The organism is Streptomyces sp. NPDC093071 (genome assembly GCF_044754545.1).
GTDB lineage: Bacteria > Actinomycetota > Actinomycetes > Streptomycetales > Streptomycetaceae > Streptomyces.
The window spans coordinates 113,023-128,126 of record NZ_JBIVPH010000013.1; the positions used below are offsets into that span (position 1 = coordinate 113,023).

17 protein-coding genes are annotated in these 15,104 nt (G+C 75.0%); 8 read left to right on the top strand and 9 right to left on the bottom strand.

Translation table 11 applies throughout. The features are described from left to right. Positions 1-38: 38 nt before the first annotated feature. The 6 genes from ACIQD7_RS31695 to ACIQD7_RS31720 all read left to right on the top strand — a co-directional run bounded on the left by ACIQD7_RS31695 (position 39) and on the right by ACIQD7_RS31720 (position 6,552). Entirely contained in the window at positions 39-455 is a 417-nt protein-coding gene (locus tag ACIQD7_RS31695; protein WP_161373254.1) for a YciI family protein, read from the top strand. Further along, complete coding sequence (locus ACIQD7_RS31700) at positions 455-1,600, top strand: RNA polymerase sigma factor (protein WP_402446384.1); 1,146 nt, start codon at positions 455-457, stop codon at positions 1,598-1,600. Before ACIQD7_RS31695 ends, ACIQD7_RS31700 begins: the two co-directional genes overlap by 1 nt. A 307-nt stretch (positions 1,601-1,907) precedes the next feature. Further along, positions 1,908-3,626, top strand: coding sequence for a PP2C family protein-serine/threonine phosphatase (locus ACIQD7_RS31705; RefSeq protein ID WP_402446288.1), 1,719 nt, complete (start codon positions 1,908-1,910; stop codon positions 3,624-3,626). A gap of 299 nt (positions 3,627-3,925) precedes the next feature. Then, positions 3,926-4,987 carry an NUDIX domain-containing protein gene (locus ACIQD7_RS31710; RefSeq protein ID WP_402446290.1) on the top strand — a complete coding sequence of 354 codons (1,062 nt, stop codon included), beginning with the start codon at positions 3,926-3,928 and terminating at the stop codon, positions 4,985-4,987. Between the two features lie 122 nt (positions 4,988-5,109). Then, positions 5,110-6,141 carry a saccharopine dehydrogenase NADP-binding domain-containing protein gene (locus tag ACIQD7_RS31715; protein WP_402446293.1) on the top strand — a complete coding sequence of 344 codons (1,032 nt, stop codon included), beginning with the start codon at positions 5,110-5,112 and terminating at the stop codon, positions 6,139-6,141. 123 nt (positions 6,142-6,264) lie between these two features. After that, positions 6,265-6,552, top strand: coding sequence for a WhiB family transcriptional regulator (locus tag ACIQD7_RS31720; RefSeq protein WP_121831526.1), 288 nt, complete (start codon positions 6,265-6,267; stop codon positions 6,550-6,552). A 105-nt stretch (positions 6,553-6,657) separates the two neighbouring features. Here the strand turns inward: ACIQD7_RS31720 and ACIQD7_RS31725 are convergent, their stop codons facing one another. Beyond that, the gene (locus tag ACIQD7_RS31725; RefSeq protein ID WP_402446296.1) at positions 6,658-7,026 is read right to left on the bottom strand and encodes a PRC-barrel domain-containing protein; all 369 of its coding nucleotides are present in this window, start codon (positions 7,024-7,026) and stop codon (positions 6,658-6,660) included. 229 nt (positions 7,027-7,255) lie between these two features. Here ACIQD7_RS31725 and ACIQD7_RS31730 point away from each other — a divergent pair, with 229 nt between their 5' ends. Beyond that, positions 7,256-8,131, top strand: a complete 876-nt coding sequence (locus ACIQD7_RS31730; RefSeq protein ID WP_402446298.1) for an SDR family oxidoreductase — start codon at positions 7,256-7,258, stop codon at positions 8,129-8,131. A 66-nt stretch (positions 8,132-8,197) separates the two neighbouring features. On the opposite strand, the gene ACIQD7_RS31735 is transcribed toward ACIQD7_RS31730, so the two are convergent. The 5 genes from ACIQD7_RS31735 to ACIQD7_RS31755 all read right to left on the bottom strand — a co-directional run bounded on the left by ACIQD7_RS31735 (position 8,198) and on the right by ACIQD7_RS31755 (position 11,680). Next, positions 8,198-9,025, bottom strand: coding sequence for a metallophosphoesterase (locus tag ACIQD7_RS31735; protein ID WP_402446300.1), 828 nt, complete (start codon positions 9,023-9,025; stop codon positions 8,198-8,200). Beyond that, on the bottom strand, positions 9,022-9,273 hold the full coding sequence (locus ACIQD7_RS31740; RefSeq protein WP_121831530.1) for a BON domain-containing protein: 252 nt from the start codon (positions 9,271-9,273) through the stop codon (positions 9,022-9,024). Before ACIQD7_RS31740 ends, ACIQD7_RS31735 begins: the two co-directional genes overlap by 4 nt. 155 nt (positions 9,274-9,428) lie before the next feature. Next, a complete protein-coding gene (locus ACIQD7_RS31745) occupies positions 9,429-10,850 on the bottom strand; it encodes an FAD-dependent oxidoreductase (RefSeq protein ID WP_402446303.1) in 1,422 nt (473 codons plus the stop codon). A gap of 103 nt (positions 10,851-10,953) precedes the next feature. Next, positions 10,954-11,202, bottom strand: coding sequence for a hypothetical protein (locus ACIQD7_RS31750; protein WP_121831532.1), 249 nt, complete (start codon positions 11,200-11,202; stop codon positions 10,954-10,956). A gap of 70 nt (positions 11,203-11,272) precedes the next feature. Next, positions 11,273-11,680, bottom strand: coding sequence for a VOC family protein (locus tag ACIQD7_RS31755; protein WP_402446307.1), 408 nt, complete (start codon positions 11,678-11,680; stop codon positions 11,273-11,275). Positions 11,681-11,966: 286 nt separating this feature from the next. Here ACIQD7_RS31755 and ACIQD7_RS31760 point away from each other — a divergent pair, with 286 nt between their 5' ends. Beyond that, entirely contained in the window at positions 11,967-12,113 is a 147-nt protein-coding gene (locus ACIQD7_RS31760; RefSeq protein WP_163013883.1) for a hypothetical protein, read from the top strand. A 77-nt stretch (positions 12,114-12,190) separates the two neighbouring features. On the opposite strand, the gene ACIQD7_RS31765 is transcribed toward ACIQD7_RS31760, so the two are convergent. From ACIQD7_RS31765 to ACIQD7_RS31775, 3 genes are all read right to left on the bottom strand, one after another. Then, entirely contained in the window at positions 12,191-13,456 is a 1,266-nt protein-coding gene (locus ACIQD7_RS31765; protein WP_402446387.1) for a cation:proton antiporter, read from the bottom strand. A gap of 60 nt (positions 13,457-13,516) precedes the next feature. Continuing rightward, on the bottom strand, positions 13,517-13,741 hold the full coding sequence (locus tag ACIQD7_RS31770) for a hypothetical protein (protein WP_402446311.1): 225 nt from the start codon (positions 13,739-13,741) through the stop codon (positions 13,517-13,519). A gap of 65 nt (positions 13,742-13,806) precedes the next feature. After that, positions 13,807-15,099, bottom strand: a complete 1,293-nt coding sequence (locus ACIQD7_RS31775; RefSeq protein ID WP_402446313.1) for a cytochrome P450 — start codon at positions 15,097-15,099, stop codon at positions 13,807-13,809. Between the last annotated feature and the right edge of the window lie 5 nt (positions 15,100-15,104).

A 15,104-nucleotide genomic window follows, 5' to 3' on the forward strand; every position in this document is an offset into this window, starting at 1 on the left:
GACCACAATGGGCCGCACCCCCTCCGAGGAGAGACACCATGGCCAAGTACCTGCTGCTGAAGCACTACCGGGGCGCTCCGGCCGCCGTCAACGACGTGCCCATGGACCGGTGGACGCCGGAGGAGATCTCGGCGCACGTGCGGTACATGAACGACTTCGCGGACCGGCTGCGGGAGAGCGGCGAGTTCGTCGACGGCCAGGCGCTCGCGCCCGAGGGGGCGTGGGTCCGCTACGACGGCGAGGGCCGCCCGCCGGTCACCGACGGTCCGTTCGCCGAGACCAAGGACCTCATCGCCGGCTGGATGGTGATCGACGTCGACGGCTACGAGCGCGCCGTCGAGCTGGCGGGCGAGCTGTCGGCCGCCCCGGGGGCGGGCGGGAAGCCGATCCACGAGTGGCTGGAGGTGCGCCCGTTCCTGACCGCGCCGCCCACCGTCACGGAGTGGTGTCACTGATGGACGAGGCCCTGCTCAGGGGCCTCGTGCCGGGTGTCCTCGGGATCCTCGTCCGCCGCGGAGCCGACTTCGCGGCGGCCGAGGACGCCGTGCAGGACGCGCTGGTCGAGGCGGTCCGGGTGTGGCCGGCCGATCCGCCGCGGGATCCGAAGGGCTGGCTGGTCACCGTGGCGTGGCGCCGGTTCCTCGACGCGACCCGGGCGGACACCGCCCGGCGCCGGCGCGAGGACCTCGTCGACGAGGAGCCGGCTCCCGGGCCCGTGTCCGCCGTGGACGACACGCTCCGGCTCTACTTCCTGTGCGCCCATCCGTCGCTGACGCCGTCGTCGGCGGTCGCGCTCACGCTGCGGGCCGTGGGCGGCCTGACCACGCGGCAGATCGCCGGGGCCTATCTGGTGCCCGAGGCGACCATGGCGCAGCGCATCAGCCGGGCCAAGCGGACGGTCTCGGGCGTGCGCCTCGACCGGCCCGGCGACGTGGCCACCGTGCTGCGCGTCCTCTACCTCGTCTTCAACGAGGGGTACTCGGGCGACGTCGACCTCGCCGCCGAGGCCATCCGGCTCACCCGGCAGCTCGCGGCCGTGATCGACCACCCCGAGGTGGCGGGGCTGCTCGCCCTCATGCTGCTGCACCACGCCCGGCGCGCGGCCAGGACCGCGCCCGACGGCGCCCTGGTGCCGCTCGCCGAGCAGGACCGGAGCCGGTGGGACACGGGGGCGATCGCCGAGGGCGTCGGTATCCTCCAGGCGGCCCTGGCGCGCGACCGGCTGGGCGAGTTCCAGGCCCAGGCCGCCGTCGCGGCGCTGCACGCCGACGCGCCCACGGCGGAGGAGACGGACTGGGTGCAGATCGTCGAGTGGTACGACGAGCTCGCGCGCCTGACCGACAGTCCGGTCGTCCGGCTCAACCGCGCGGTGGCCGTCGGTGAGGCCGACGGGCCCCGGGCCGGTCTGGCGGCGCTCTCGGTACTGGACGGTTCGCTGCCCCGGTACACGGCGGTGGCGGCGTACCTCCACGAGCGGGCCGGTGACACGGCGACGGCGGCGCGGCTGTACGCCGAGGCGGCCCGCGAGGCGTCCGACCTGGCCGAGCGGGACCATCTGACGCGGCGGGCCGCCCGGCTCAACGCCGACCGGGATCGCTGAGGCGCCGACGAGAAGCCGCCGAGGGACCGCCGGGGCCGGCGGGGCCGCTGCGAAGTCGCTGAGACCGCCGAGGCCGCCGAGGCCGCCGACCAGGTCGTACTCCGGGTCCGGCGGCCGTCGCGGTCCGGTCCCCCGGGCGCGCTCGCCCCCGTGCATGAATCGGCCGGTGATGGGCAGCCGCCCCCGTGGCGGCCGGGACCCTGGCGGCCGTGCAGGTCGCCGTCAGGCGAGTGGCCGGTGGAGCCGAACGAGGCGGCGCCGGTGCTCGGAGGCGAGCGGCACGTCGTGTGGTTCGCGGAGGCGGACGATGAGCTTTCCCCTGCCCGACAGCGTCGATGCCCTCAAGGACATGATCGGCCGCGAGGTCACCTCGCTGCGCGCGGCCGTGCGCCGGAGCGCGGAGCGACCGCTGGGGGCGCCGTCCGGCACCGAGCGGGCGTCGCCGGTGCAGTCCCTGGCGGTGCTGCCGCCCTCCGCCGAGACGGGCGAGGCGTCGCCGTGTCTGTGCGGCAGCCACGAGCCGGGGACGCGCGGGGCCTGTTCGATACTCGCCGCGATCCCCGCCTCGGCCGTACTGCTCGAACCGCTGTGGAACGAGTCGGGGGGCATCCCGGACTTCCGGATCGTGGCCGGCAACCGCATCCGGTCGGTGGAGTGGCTGGAGGAACCGGACCACCAGGTCGGGCAGCGGTTCCTGGAGGCGCGGCCGGGCGCGGCGGACTCGGGCCTGCTCGCCGCCCTGACGGACGTGGTGGGCACCGGCAAGCCGCTGAACGGTCAGGTGGTGGACTACACGGAGCAGCGGCTCGGCCGGATCCACCGCACCCCCCTGCTGTACACCGCCGCCCGGTGCGGCGAGCAGCTCCTCGTGACGTGGCGGCCGCTGCAGAGCACGGCGGAGCTGATGACGATCGACGCGCAGTTCATCGCCTCGATGGGCTGGGGGAACTGGGACCTGCTCTCCGGGAAGGTGACCTGGTCGGAGGGGCTCAGCCGGATCCTCCACGCCGACGTGCGGATGCCCTGGTCGCTCGACCAGCTGTGCGACGCGCTGCTGCCGGACGACCTGACGGCGTTCGCCGAGTTCCTGACGTCGGTCCTCGCGGGCGAGGAGCCCGCCTGGACCCGGATCCGTTTCGTGGTGCTCGGCGAGGTCCGCACGCTCGACCTCCTCGGACGGCCCGCCACCGGGACGGACGGCAGGGCGTGGGCCCTCAACCTGGTGGCCCGCGACCTGACGCCGCAGATCCGCAGCCGCCGGCGGCTGGCCGAGACGGAGCGGGAGACGGACCATCTGCGGCGGCAGGCGGAGGCGGAGCGGAGGATCGCGGACACGCTGCGCGAGGCGATCCTGCCGACCCACTCGGAGGCGCTCGCGGCGGTCGGGCTCACGGTGGCGGCCTCCTACCGTCCGGCCGAGCCCGACGCCGCGGTGGGCGGTGACTGGTACAAGTGCCGGCTGCTGCCGGACGGCCGGGTGCTCGTGGCGATCGGCGACGCGTCGGGGCACGGCCTGGAGGCCGTGGCGCGGATGGCGCAGCAGCGGCACGCCCTGGCGGGCCTGGCGCAGACGGGTTCGTCCGCCGGGGAGATCACGACCTGGCTGAACGAGCTGGTGTGCAGCGATCCGGCGGGGAAGACGGCCACGGTGGTGGTCGGTCACCTCGACGAGGAGAAGGTCCTGCACTGGGCCGACGCGGGCCATCCCGCGCCGCTGCTGCTGCGCGACGGGCGGGCCGAGCCGCTGGAGGCCAAGCAGCGCGGCCCGCTCCTGGGCGCGCTGCCGGGGTACGCGTACGAGACCTCGTCGACGCCGCTGCGTCCGGGCGATCTGCTGGTCCTCTACACCGACGGGATGGTCGAGCACCGGGGCGAGGACGTGACCGTGGGGATCGCGCGGCTGGCGGACGCGGTGGCGGCCTCCTCGTCCCTGGAACCGCGCGGGCTGATCGACGCGCTGCTGGCCGATCCCGAGCTCGCGGGCCACGAGGACGACGCGTGCGTCCTGGGGATCCGGGTGGACTGAGCGCCCGGCGGGTCGTACGGCGGCACCCGGCGGGCCGTACGGCCGCCCCCGCCGTACGGCGTGTCCTGCGGCGGCCGGCCGGGCCCGGGCGTGACGCTCCGCTCCCCCCGTCCGTTGAGCGGACCGGGGAGGGCGTGTGGTCGGCGGACCGCCGGGGAACGAGACGGTGTTCACGCCGCCGGGCGCCGGTCCGCCGTCCAGGGCATGGTCCCCGCATTCCACCGCCCCCGCCGGGGCGCCGCACCGATCGGAGAGAGATGACGACGCCTTCCGCACCCGACGGGTCTCCCGGTACGTCGATGACCGACGAGGAGTACGGGCTGCTGCGCGCCTCCGCCGCCCTGTGGGCCGGGACCTCCGTGCTGATCACCGACGAGTACGGGCAGGTCCTGGTCCAGCGCGTCGACTACCGGCCCTGGCGCCTCCTGCCGGGCGGGGCGGTCGACAAGGGCGAGTCCCCCGCCCGGGCCGCCGTCCGGGAGCTGCGGGAGGAGCTCGGCGTCACGGCGGCCGTCGACCGGGGCCTCGCCGTCGACTGGGTGTCGGTCGACGGCTTCGGCGCGCCCGGGGTCATGCGGTTCCCCGGCGAGATCGTGCACGTCTACGACGGAGGCGTCTGGGACGGGGACCGGATCGCCGCGATCCGGCTGCCCGGGCACGAGGTCGAGGCCGTGGAGTTCGTCGAGCCCGCCGACCTGTCCGGTCTGATGGCCCCCGGCGACGCCCGCCGCGCCCTGTCCGCGCTGCGCGCCCGCGTCGAGGGGGCCGGTCCCGCGCTCCTGGAGGACGGCGTCCCGATCGCTCCGGGCGTCCTCGACCGGGTCGGCGTGCTGCGCGCCGCGCGGGACCGCGACCACCGGCCCTTCCATCCCGTCCCCGTCCCGGACGGCCTTCCGGTCCGCGCGTCCTCGGGCTGGCTGTTCGCGCCGGACGGGCGGGTGCTCGTCCTCCTCGATCCCGACACGGGCGCGGCCCGGCTGCCCGGGGGCGCCACCGAAGCGGCGGACCACGGCGACCCCTGGGCCGCGCCGGCCCGCGAAGCCGACGGGGCGGCCCCGGCCACGGCCGCCCGCCCCCTGTACCTCGGGCACCTCCTCGCCCCGGACGGGCCGGACGGTCCGTACGCGCTCGTCCGGCACGCCGCCGCCCTCACCCGTCTCGGTCCCCCGTCCGTCGATCCGGTCACCGGCCGCGCGCCCGTCCGGGTCCTGGCCACCCCGGAGCAGGTGCGGGAGCTCTTCGACTGGGGTCCGCCCGGGGACGAGCAGCTCGCGGCCGTCCACCGGGCCCGGGCCCTCCTCGGCATCCCCCGGGCCGCCCGGCAGGCCGTCACCGAACTCGCCGGGCCCGTCGCCTATTAGAGCCTGCCATGGGGGCGTGTCCGAAAGTGTGCGGGCGACGGCACTTCCGGTTCTGGTGCCGATCGTCCGCCCCCGCCAAGATGGTTCACAGTTGAACAATCAAGAGCGGTGGGAGAGTCGTGATGGGTGCGGGGCAGGTCGTGACGGTGTACGGCGCGTACGGGCACACGGGGCGGTTCGTGGTGGCGGAGCTGCTGGACCGGGGGTTCGTGCCGGTCCTGGCCGGGCGTGACGAGGGCAAGCTGCGGGCGTTCGCGGAGTCCCGCCCGGAGCTGGACGTACGACCGGCCACGGTCGACGATCCGGCCTCGCTCGACCGCGCGCTGGCCGGCGCGGACGCCGTGGTCAACTGCGCAGGTCCGTTCGCCTCGACGGCGGGGCCGGTGATCGAGGCGGCCCTCCGCGCCGGGATCCCGTACGTGGACGTGGCGGCGGAGATCGAGGCCAACCTCGACACGTTCGCGCACTTCGCGGAGCGCGCCGCCGCCGCGGGCGTCCCGGTGATCCCCGCGATGGCGTTCTTCGGCGGCCTCGGCGACCTGCTCGTCACGGCGGCGATGGGCGACTGGACGGAGGCCGACGAGGCGCACGTCGCGTACGGGCTGAGCGGCTGGCACCCCACCGCCGGGACCCGTACGGCGGGCGCGGTCTCCCGGGAGCGCAGGGACGGCCGGCGCGTGGTGTTCGCCGGCGGGAGGCTGGAGTACCGGGACGACGCCCCGCCGGCCCTGGAGTGGACCTTCCCCGAACCGCTGGGAGTCCGGTCCGTGATCGGGGAGTTCACCATGGCCGACGTCGTCACCGTCCCCAGCCACCTGGCCGTTCCCGAGGTGCGCACCTACATGACGGCCGAGGCGGCGCGGGACCTGGCCGCCCCCGACACTCCGGCGCCGGCCGCGGCCGACGAGCAGGGGCGGTCCGACCAGACGTTCCTCGTCGACGTCGTCGTGCGCTCCGGCGGTGAGGAGCGGCGGGCCGTGGCGAGCGGCCGGGACATCTACGCCGTCAGCGCGCCGCTCGCCGTGGAAGCCCTCGCCCGCGTCCTCACGGGCCGGACCGGGGCGGTCGGCGTCGTCTCCGCCGGCGCGGCCTTCGACGCGGCCGCCTTCCTGCGCGCCCTGTCCCCGCACCTCTCGGTCGCGCTGCCCCGGTAGTCCGCCGAGGGGCGCCGCGGACACGGGCGGGGCGTTTTCCGGGCCCGGGCGTTTCGAGGTGGTCTTTGCGGCCAGACGCGACATTGGAGGCATTCACGGACTGATCCGAGGAGGACAAGCGGGATGGCTAAGGTGTCGCATCTGCCCGGGCGGGCGGAGCACCAGTGGAACTGGCAGATGTCGGCCGCGTGCCGCGGCGTGGGCACCGAGGTGTTCTTCCACCCCGAGGGCGAGCGGGGACAGGAGCGAACGGCGCGCGAGGAGGCCGCCAAGGCCGTCTGCGCGACCTGCCCGGTGCGCGTCCGCTGCCTGGAGCACGCGCTCAGCGTGGCGGAACCCTACGGAGTCTGGGGCGGGTTGACGGAGCAGGAGCGCGAGCTGGCGCTCCGTACGGCGGCCGCCGCGGCCTAGGGACCACCCGGCGCCCTCCTGGTGGGGTGGGGGTCCGGGGACGAGGGGCGGGCCCGAACTCGATGAGTTCGGGCCCGCCCCTCGTCCCGTCGTCCTTTCGGCCCGTCAGACCAGACGGCCGCCGAAGGGTCCGCCCAGGCCGTAGTACGTGCCCAGCTGGTCGCGGTAGACCGGGTCGTCGAGGTGCTTCTCGCGGTGGAACTCCGGAGCGTCCTTGATCTGGTCCTTGGTGCGGTCCACGAAGATCTTCCGCTCCTCCGGATCGATCCGGGTCACGGTGCTCGCCGGCAGCAGGACCTCCTTGCCGAAGATCCAGACCCCGGTGTCGACGACCAGATAGGAGTCGTCGACCTCGTCGGAGTGCTTGTCCACCTTCCCGATGCCGCCGTCGGTCGCCTCGACCTTGTAGCCGGTCAGATCGGCACCCGCCAGGTGCCCGGCGGTCGACCGGTAACTCCACGCGTGCTCGGTCATTCGTCCCCAACTCCTCCAGTAGGGAGAGGACGAGCGGCGGTCCGCCGCCCTCCGTCTCCGTGTGCCGTACGGGGCGGAGCGTGTTCTCCGTCCGGAGTCCGCCTGCCCCGGTCCCCCCGGCTCATTCGCCCGCCCGCCGGTGCGGCGACCGGGGGCTCCTGTCCGCCCGGACGGCTTCCGTCCGGGCGGAGGGCGGGATACGGGCCGGGCCGCCGGGTAGCCGAACCCCATGGACACCAGCGAGAACACCCCCGGCCACCCCGTCCCCCCGTTCCCCGACCAGCAGCAGGAATATCCCGGCTCGACCGAGCGGATGGACCCGCGGCCCGACCACGGGGAGGACTCCTACCGGGGCCACGACCTGCTCCTCGACCGGGCGGCGGTGGTCACCGGCGGTGACTCCGGGATCGGCAGGGCCGTCTGCCTGGCGTTCGCCCGCGAGGGCGCGGACGTCGTCTTCACCCACCTGCCCGAGGAGAAGGACGAGGCGGCCGAGACGGCGCGCCTGATCCGCGAGGCGGGCCGCAGGGCGGTGCCCGTGCTGTGCGACGTCCGCGACGAGGAGCAGTGCACGGCCCTGATCGACCGGGCGGTGGAGGAGCTGGGGCGCGTGGACGTCCTCGTCAACAACGCCGCGTACCAGATGTCCCGGCCCGACGGGATCGAGGCCATCACCACGGAGCAGTTCGACCGGGTGATGAAGACCAACCTGTACGGGATGTTCTGGCTCTCCCGGGCGGCCCTCGCCCACATGCCGCGCGGCGGGTGCGTCATCAACACCACCTCGGTGCAGGGCTACCAGCCCAGCCCGCACCTCCTGGACTACGCGATGACGAAGGCCGCGATCGTCTCCTTCACCCACAGCATGGCGCAGCTGCTCGCCGAGCGCGGCATCCGGGTGAACGCGGTCGCCCCGGGGCCGGTGTGGACCCCGCTGATCCCCTCGACGATGCCGAGCACGGAGGACTTCGGCAGGCAGTCACCGCTGGGGCGCCCCGCCCAGCCGGCGGAGATGGCGCCCGCGTACGTCTTCCTCGCCTCGCCCGGGGCGAGCTACATCACCGGCGAGATCGTCAACGCCACCGGCGGCACTCCCCTGCCGTAGGACGCCGGGAACGGACACGGCCCTCCCCGGATGACCGGGGAGGGCCGTTGTCGCCGAGCGGCCGTGTCACATCGGGGCGTCGGCCGCCGGGGGCCGGCCGGCCCGCCCAGGCGCGTCGCCGGCCCCGGAGTGCTCCGGTGTCCGGGTGAGGGGCAGGTGGTAGAGGGCGAAGGCCTTGCCGATGACGGGCTGGGCGACGTTGCGGACGCGCACCCCGCCCGCCGTCATGCCGTGCTCGGTGCCCAGGTGGGCGTGGCCGTGGACGGCGAGGTCGGCGCCCGCCCCGTCGATGGCCTCGGCCAGGAGGTAGCTGCCCAGGAAGGGGTAGATCTCGACCGGTTCACCCGCGAGCGTGTCGGGGACGGGAGAGAAGTGGGTGAGGGCGATCCGCGCCTCGCAGTCGGACAGGTCGGACAGGGCCTCGTGGAGGCCCTCGGCGGCCCGGCGCGTGGTGCGGACGAAGTCCTTCATCTCGCGTTCGCCGAACTCTCCGGCGCTGCGGCCCGCGAAGCCGCCGCAGAAGCCCTTCGTGCCGGCGATGCCGAGCCGTCCGCCGTCCACCGGCAGGACCGTCCGGTCGCCCTCCAGGACGGCGACCCCGGCGTCGGTGAGGACGCGCGCGATGTCCGCCTCCTGGTCGGAGTGGTAGTCGTGGTTGCCGAGGACGGCCACCACGGGGACGCCGAGGTCCCGGACCTCGTCCGCGACCACCTCCGCCTCGGAGACCGTTCCGTGGCGGGTGAGGTCCCCGGCCAGAAGGAGGACGTCCGCGCAGAGCGGCAGGGTCTCGAAGGAGGGGCGCAGCAGGCCCCGGCAGTCCGGGCTCAGATGGATGTCCCCGACGGCCGCCACCCGGACGACGGCCCCGTCCTCCTGCCGCTCCGGGGCCGTCACAGCAGCTCCTCGGGACGCTCGGGGGGATCGATGCAGGCGACCATCAGGTCCGTGCGGACGGGCAGGCCGGCCAGTTCCGTCTCGGCGAGCCGGAGGATCTCCTCCCGCTCCCCGGCCGTCGGGACGGTGCCCGTCAGGAGCACGGCCGTGCCGCGCACCTCGATGCGTACCCCGAGCTCGGCCATGTCGTCGTGCGCGAGCCGCTCCCTGAACCGGGCGATCCGGTACTCGTTCTCGCCGGTGTCCATCGCGCTCCTCCGTCCTGTCGTCCTGTCACCGTGGGGGCCGGGCCAACGCGCTCCGTCCGGGGCGGCGGCCCTTCACCGTCGCGTCTCCCCCGTCCCGTACGTACCATTCCTCCCCCTCGTGCGGTGTGCGGACGGGAGGAGACCGCCTCCGGTGCTCAGTCCTCCAGGGGTTCGGTGGCGGGGCCCTGGAGGACGCTGCCGTCGGCCGCGAAGCGGGAGCCGTGGCAGGGGCACTCCCAGGTCTGTTCGGCGTCGTCGAAGCCCAGCTCGCACCCCATGTGGGTGCAGCGGCGGCCGGTCCGCAGGCCGGTCAGGAAATGACGGGCCACGGCCGTCTGGTGCCGGACGACCCCGGGCGTCTCGCGGACGGGGAGGCGGCGTCGCGGGTCGAAGAGCTCCGTCCAGTCCGGGCGCGGGGCGCCCGTCAGGTGGGCGGTGAGCAGCCGGCCCGCGGCGACGCCGTTGCTGAGCCCCCAGCCGCCGAAGCCGGTGGCGACGTAGACGTGCTCGGTGTCGGGGTGCTCGTGCCCGACGCAGGGCACCCCGTCGGCCGTGTGGACGTCCTGGGCCGCCCAGCGGCGCACCCCGGGCGCCTCGGCGAAGCCCGGCAGCCGGTCGCGCGCCCAGGATTCCAGGCGCGCCAAGCGGGCGCGGACGCCGCCGGCGCCCGGTTCGAAGGCCTCGCCCGAGACGATCAGGAGCCGTCGGCCGTCGCCGAGCGGGGCGGTGCGCACCGAGCGGACGTCGTCCTCGTCGGTCCAGTACATGCCGTGGGGGGCGTGACGCTCGTCGACGGGGGCGGCGACGACGAGTTCCCGGCGCAGCGAGAGGCGCATCAGGAGGGTGGGGTGGCAGCGGAGCGGGAAGTGGGTGGCGAGGACGACGTCGCGGGCGTGGACCGTGCCCCCGCCCGCGAGGGCGAGGCGGCACTCGGCGCCCTCCTTGAGGCCGGTGACGCGGGTGCCCTCGTGGATCCTGCCGCCGTGCGCGACCAGGTCGTCGGCGAGGGCGAGCAGGAAGCGGCGCGGGTGGAACTGCACCTGGTCCTCGACGCGGACCGCCGCCGCGACCGGGTACGGGAGCCCCGTCCCGGCCTCCCCCGGCTCCCCGGTCGTCCCGGTGGCCGGCAGCCCGGCCGCTGCGGCGGCCGCCGCCTCGGCGCGGATCTCGCCGGTCCGCTCCTCGTCGGAGGTGTACGTGTACGCGGGGCGGCGTTCGAGCTGCGCGTCGACGCCGAGCTCCTCGCACAGGCGCGCCACCTCCCGGAGGGCGTCCTCCTGAGCCGCCGCGTACCGGGCCGCCGCCCTGTCCCCCTGGTCGTGGCGCAGGGGCTCGTAGCGGAGGCCGTGGAGGGAGGTGAGCTTCCCGGTGGTGTGGCCGGTCACCCCGGCCGCGATCCGGTCCGCCTCCAGGACCACCACGTCGCGGCCGGCGCGGTTCAGTGCGCGGGCGGTGCAGAGGCCCGCGATCCCGGCCCCCACGACGACCGTGTCCGTGGTGAGGTCGCCCTCCAGCGGCGGGTGGGCGCGGCCTGGCGGCGCCGACTCCATCCAGTACGAGCTTCCGGGTCCGGGCATGATCCCTCCTCCGGGCGGTCGGACGTCCGCCCGGCGTCTACCCGGAGCCGGCGCGCGCAGTCGTCCGGGGGCGCGGTCCCGGTCGTGATCCGGCGGGCACGCGCTACTCCTCTTCGGTGCCGGCCTCGCCCCTCCGTCCGTGCGGGCGGCGCTGTTCCTCGCGGCCCAGGCCCGGGGACTGGCGCTTGGCGGTCATGCCGCCCTCGTCGTCGGTGCCGCCCCGGCGGTCCCGGGTGGCCTTCTCGGCCTCCCGGCGCGCCTCGACGTCGCCGCTCTCGCCGACGGCCTCCGAGGGCGTGGTCCGCGGCGGGCCGTCCGCGGGCAGGGTGCGGCGGCGCTCGTGACGGGTCATGGTCGTCCTCCTCGGTCGTGCGGACGGGCGGGCACGTGGGGCGGCTGCCCCGAGGTGTCGCACGGAAACGTCAGGCGGGAGCCCCGCGCGTGGGGGCGAGGACGAAGGCGTGGCCGGCCGGGTCCGTGTAGCGGCGCGTGTCGGTGCGCCGGTCGAGGCGGGTGCCGTTCTGGTCGGCGGAGACGGGGCGGGCGCCCAGGGAGACGGCCTCCCGTTCGGCCTCGTCGAGCGCGTCGGGCTCCACGAGGATGAGCAGGTGGGCCTGCTGGGAGTCGTCCGGTCGGGGCCAGCTGGGCGGCGCCTGGCCGGGGTCGCGCCGGATGCCCAGGACGACGCCCGTGGCACCGGAGATCAGCAGCAGGTCGGCGTCGGCGCCACTGGGTTCGACGGTGGCGTCGAGCAGGGCGGCGTAGAAGCGGGCGAGGGGTTCGGGATCGGTGCTGTCGAGGACGAGGACACCTGTCTTGGAAACGGTCATGCGGTCCGTGTGCCCCGTCAACGGCCTTTCAGGCAAAGGGAGTCGGGGCACGGTCTGATGGACCCGGACCGGCCGGACGCCTTCGCCGGGCGGAGCCCGGGTGCCCGGTGACGGAGGTGGCGTCACCAGTCCAACGAGCGTCGTGCTGAACGTAATTGACGACCCGTCGCGTGCCCGGACGCATCGGGGGTAGGCGCAAGGAGCGGCCCTCGTGTCCGGGAGCCGCCGGAGACCGGCGTTCCTCCGCCGGACGCCACGTGGATGACGTACGAGCACAGGAGGTTCCATGTCCGCACTGTTGACCCGCATCAAGCGATTCGGCCGCAGCCCCCAGGGGCGGCGGGCGATCGCGTCGCTACGGCGCGCCGCCTCCGACCCCCGGAGCCGGGCCCGGGGCCGCCGCCTCCTCGGCAGGCTGCGCGGACGCCGCTGACCGCTCGCTCCACCAGCCCTTCACCCCTGTGGGCCCGGCATCGGCCGGGCCCACAGGCATGAGGGTGACGAGACGGCTCACGGCGGGGCGTCGGACGGACGGACCTCGCGCAGGCGGTCCAGACGGCGGATGGTCGGGGTGGCGCCCATGCCGTGGAGCAGTACGGAGAGCGCCACCGTGGTGGCGGTCAGGACCCACAACTCCCGCGCCTGGCCCTCGAATCCGTGGTGGCCGAGCGCGTACGCGAGGTAGAAGAGGGAACCGATGCCGCGCAGTCCGAAGACGGCGGCGACGACCCGCTCCCGGGGGCCGGTGACGAAGCCGAGCTGGGCGATCCACCCCATGAGCGGGCGGACGACCACGATCAGGGCCAGGGCGAGCAGGACCATCGGCCAGGTCAGCGACGCCAGGCCGGTGGCGACGAGGTAGTGGCCGAGGAGGAAGAGCAGCGCCGCCGTCAGGAGGCGTTCGATCTGCTCGGTGAAGCCGTGCAGCACCTTGTGGTAGCCGTGGCCGCGTTCGGCGGCACGGACGGTGCAGGCGGTGACGAAGACGGCGACGAAGCCGTAGCCGTGGGCGAGTTCGGTGAGGCCGTACGAGAGGAAGGTCGCGGCGAGCGCGACGAAGCCCTCCATGTGCTCGGACAGCCTGAGCGAGGCGGACCCGGCCCGGAAGAACATCCATCCGAGCAGCCGCCCGAGGGCGATGCCGATCACGACGGCGATCACCGCCCTGGCCACGAGGTCGAAGCCGAACCAGTGTCCCCAGTCGGCGTCCGCCCAGACGCCGCCGGCTCCGGCGAGCGCGAGGGCGGCGAGGACGAAGGGGAAGGCCAGTCCGTCGTTGAGGCCGGCTTCGGCGGTGAGCGTGAAGCGGACCTCGTCCTCGTCGTCGTCCTCGTCGGTCGGCTCCCCCACCCGCACCTCCGCCGCCAGCACCGGGTCGGTCGGCGCGAGCAGGGCGCCCACGAGGAGGGCGGTGGCCGCCGGCCAGTCGAAGAGCCACCAGGTGAGGGCGGTGGTCGCGGCGACGGTCAGGGGCAGGGTGATGCCGAGGAGCCGCCACGGCCCGGCCCAGGCGCGCAGGCCGAAGGGCCGGTTCAGGGCGAGTCCGGCGCCCATGAGGGAGACGATCACGCAGATCTCGGTGACGTGCTCGACCCAGGCCCGGTCCGCCACGGGGTCGAGTTCGGGCATGGGGAGGGGCAGCAGACCGGTCAGGGCGCCGAGGGCCAGGAACACCATGGGCATCGAGAACGGCATGTGCCGTACGAGCCTCGGCAGGACCGCCGCCGCCAGCGCTCCGATGCCCAGGGCCGTGAACACGAGGTCGGCGGGGCTCAGGGTGGGACTCCGTTCCGGTGAAGGGGGGTGGTGGGGGTGGTGCCGGCGGCGGTGTCCCGGTCAGTCGGCCGGTTCGTCGGGGGCGGGCTGTTCGGGGTCGACGGTCTCCTCCTCGGGGCGCCCCCGGGGGCCCGTGCCGGATTCCTCGGTGTCCGGGAGGTCCTCGCTGCCCGGGTCCCGCGTGACGGGTATGGCCAGCGGGTCCTCGCCCTCGGCGGCCTGCTCGTCCTCGCGGTCGCGGGGTATCGGGTCCTCCGAATTGCCCGGGGTGTGCGCGTCGCTCATTCCGGTCTCCTCATCTCTTCTCGGGTCTCTTCTCAGGTGCTGCGGTCGATGCGGCGGTACGGGGGTCAGCGCGCCGCCGCCGGTGACGTCAGGCGCACCCGTTCCATGACGTATCCGCTGCGCGGGAGCGTCGGTACGCGGTGCAGCGGGATCGACAGGTCCTGGTCGGGCACGTCGTGGGGCAGGCGGGCGAGGCGCGGGACCAGGGAGGCCAGGAGGGCGAGGGTGATGTCCTCGCCGGGGCACCGGTGGCCCGTCGCCGGGTCGCCGCCGCCCTGCGGCACGAGGTCGTCGCGGCCGATCGAGGCGCCCGGCCGGGTGAACCGGGCCGGGTCGAAGGCGTACGGCTCCGGCCACAGCTCGGGGTCGTGGTCGTGGCCGTACAGGTCGAGGAGGACCAGGCTGCCCTTCTCGATCGGGACGCCGCCCCACCGGGTGTCGGCCGCCGCGAGGCCGCCGGTGAACGGGGCGAAGGGGTAGAAGCGGCGGACCTCCTGGGCGAAGCCCCAGGCGTATCGCTCGTCCGCCGTCAGGAGGTCGCGGTGCTCCGGCCAGCGGTGCAGGGCGTGGGCGGCGAAGACGAGGAACCAGGTGACCGCGACGGTGGGGCGCAGGACGTTCAGGAGTTCGACGGCCGCGGTGTGCGGGTCGAGCTGCCGGCCGTTCGCGTCGGTGTGCGCGGCCACCGCCTGCGCGATCGTCGCCTGCCCCGACGGAGCGCCCGCGTACCGCAGCTCCTCGATCAGCGGGGCGAGCCGCTCCTCCTGTCGCTTCCGGGCCCGCCGCGCGCGCAGGTGCCGGGGGCCGACGGCGGCGAAGCCGTCCACCATGGCCACGAGGTCCCGCGCGGCGGTCTCCTCCTCGCCGCCGGGCAGCGGGACGCCGGCCCAGTCGTGGACGGCCGTGGTCAGGACGCGGGCGGCCTCGTCGAAGAGGACCACCCGCTCCCGTTCCTGCCAGTCGGCCTCGGCCAGGTCCCAGGCGCGCCGGGCGTGCTCGACCAGGTCGGCGACCCGCTCCGGGTCCTTGAGCAGCGTCAGGAACAGCGCCTTCCGTCCCCGGTGCGGCCCTCCGTCGAGGGTGTGGACGGCTCCGCGGCCGAACAGGGTGTCCAGGACGGGTCCGGGCAGGGCGTCCTGGCGGCGGACGTGCCGCTCGTCGTAGAAGAAGTCCACCGCCTCCTTGCCGTGCAGCGCGACTCCGCGCCGGCCGAGGATCCGTACGGGCACGGCCGGGGCGTTCCCGGCGCGCCGGCGCAGGTCGGGCAGCCAGCCGTACCCCTTCATCAGGAGGGACGCGGTGCTGTCGAGCAGCGGGGGGCGGGTGGGGCCGGGCATGTCCTGTGGTGTCGCTTCCATGAGAG

What these genes read in the sequence shown, in the direction of transcription:
- ACIQD7_RS31705 (WP_402446288.1), top strand. Translation starts at nt 1,908, where the DNA reads ATGAGCTTTCCCCTGCCCGACAGCGTCGATGCCCTCAAGGACATGATC.
- ACIQD7_RS31755 (WP_402446307.1), bottom strand. Translation starts at nt 11,680, where the DNA reads ATGACCGTTTCCAAGACAGGTGTCCTCGTCCTCGACAGCACCGATCCC.
- ACIQD7_RS31730 (WP_402446298.1), top strand. Translation starts at nt 7,256, where the DNA reads ATGGACACCAGCGAGAACACCCCCGGCCACCCCGTCCCCCCGTTCCCC.
- ACIQD7_RS31745 (WP_402446303.1), bottom strand. Translation starts at nt 10,850, where the DNA reads ATGCCCGGACCCGGAAGCTCGTACTGGATGGAGTCGGCGCCGCCAGGC.
- ACIQD7_RS31695 (WP_161373254.1), top strand. Translation starts at nt 39, where the DNA reads ATGGCCAAGTACCTGCTGCTGAAGCACTACCGGGGCGCTCCGGCCGCC.
- ACIQD7_RS31740 (WP_121831530.1), bottom strand. Translation starts at nt 9,273, where the DNA reads ATGGACACCGGCGAGAACGAGTACCGGATCGCCCGGTTCAGGGAGCGG.
- ACIQD7_RS31715 (WP_402446293.1), top strand. Translation starts at nt 5,110, where the DNA reads ATGGGTGCGGGGCAGGTCGTGACGGTGTACGGCGCGTACGGGCACACG.
- ACIQD7_RS31770 (WP_402446311.1), bottom strand. Translation starts at nt 13,741, where the DNA reads ATGAGCGACGCGCACACCCCGGGCAATTCGGAGGACCCGATACCCCGC.
- ACIQD7_RS31775 (WP_402446313.1), bottom strand. Translation starts at nt 15,099, where the DNA reads ATGGAAGCGACACCACAGGACATGCCCGGCCCCACCCGCCCCCCGCTG.
- ACIQD7_RS31750 (WP_121831532.1), bottom strand. Translation starts at nt 11,202, where the DNA reads ATGACCCGTCACGAGCGCCGCCGCACCCTGCCCGCGGACGGCCCGCCG.
- ACIQD7_RS31720 (WP_121831526.1), top strand. Translation starts at nt 6,265, where the DNA reads ATGGCTAAGGTGTCGCATCTGCCCGGGCGGGCGGAGCACCAGTGGAAC.
- ACIQD7_RS31725 (WP_402446296.1), bottom strand. Translation starts at nt 7,026, where the DNA reads ATGACCGAGCACGCGTGGAGTTACCGGTCGACCGCCGGGCACCTGGCG.
- ACIQD7_RS31760 (WP_163013883.1), top strand. Translation starts at nt 11,967, where the DNA reads ATGTCCGCACTGTTGACCCGCATCAAGCGATTCGGCCGCAGCCCCCAG.
- ACIQD7_RS31700 (WP_402446384.1), top strand. Translation starts at nt 455, where the DNA reads ATGGACGAGGCCCTGCTCAGGGGCCTCGTGCCGGGTGTCCTCGGGATC.
- ACIQD7_RS31710 (WP_402446290.1), top strand. Translation starts at nt 3,926, where the DNA reads ATGACCGACGAGGAGTACGGGCTGCTGCGCGCCTCCGCCGCCCTGTGG.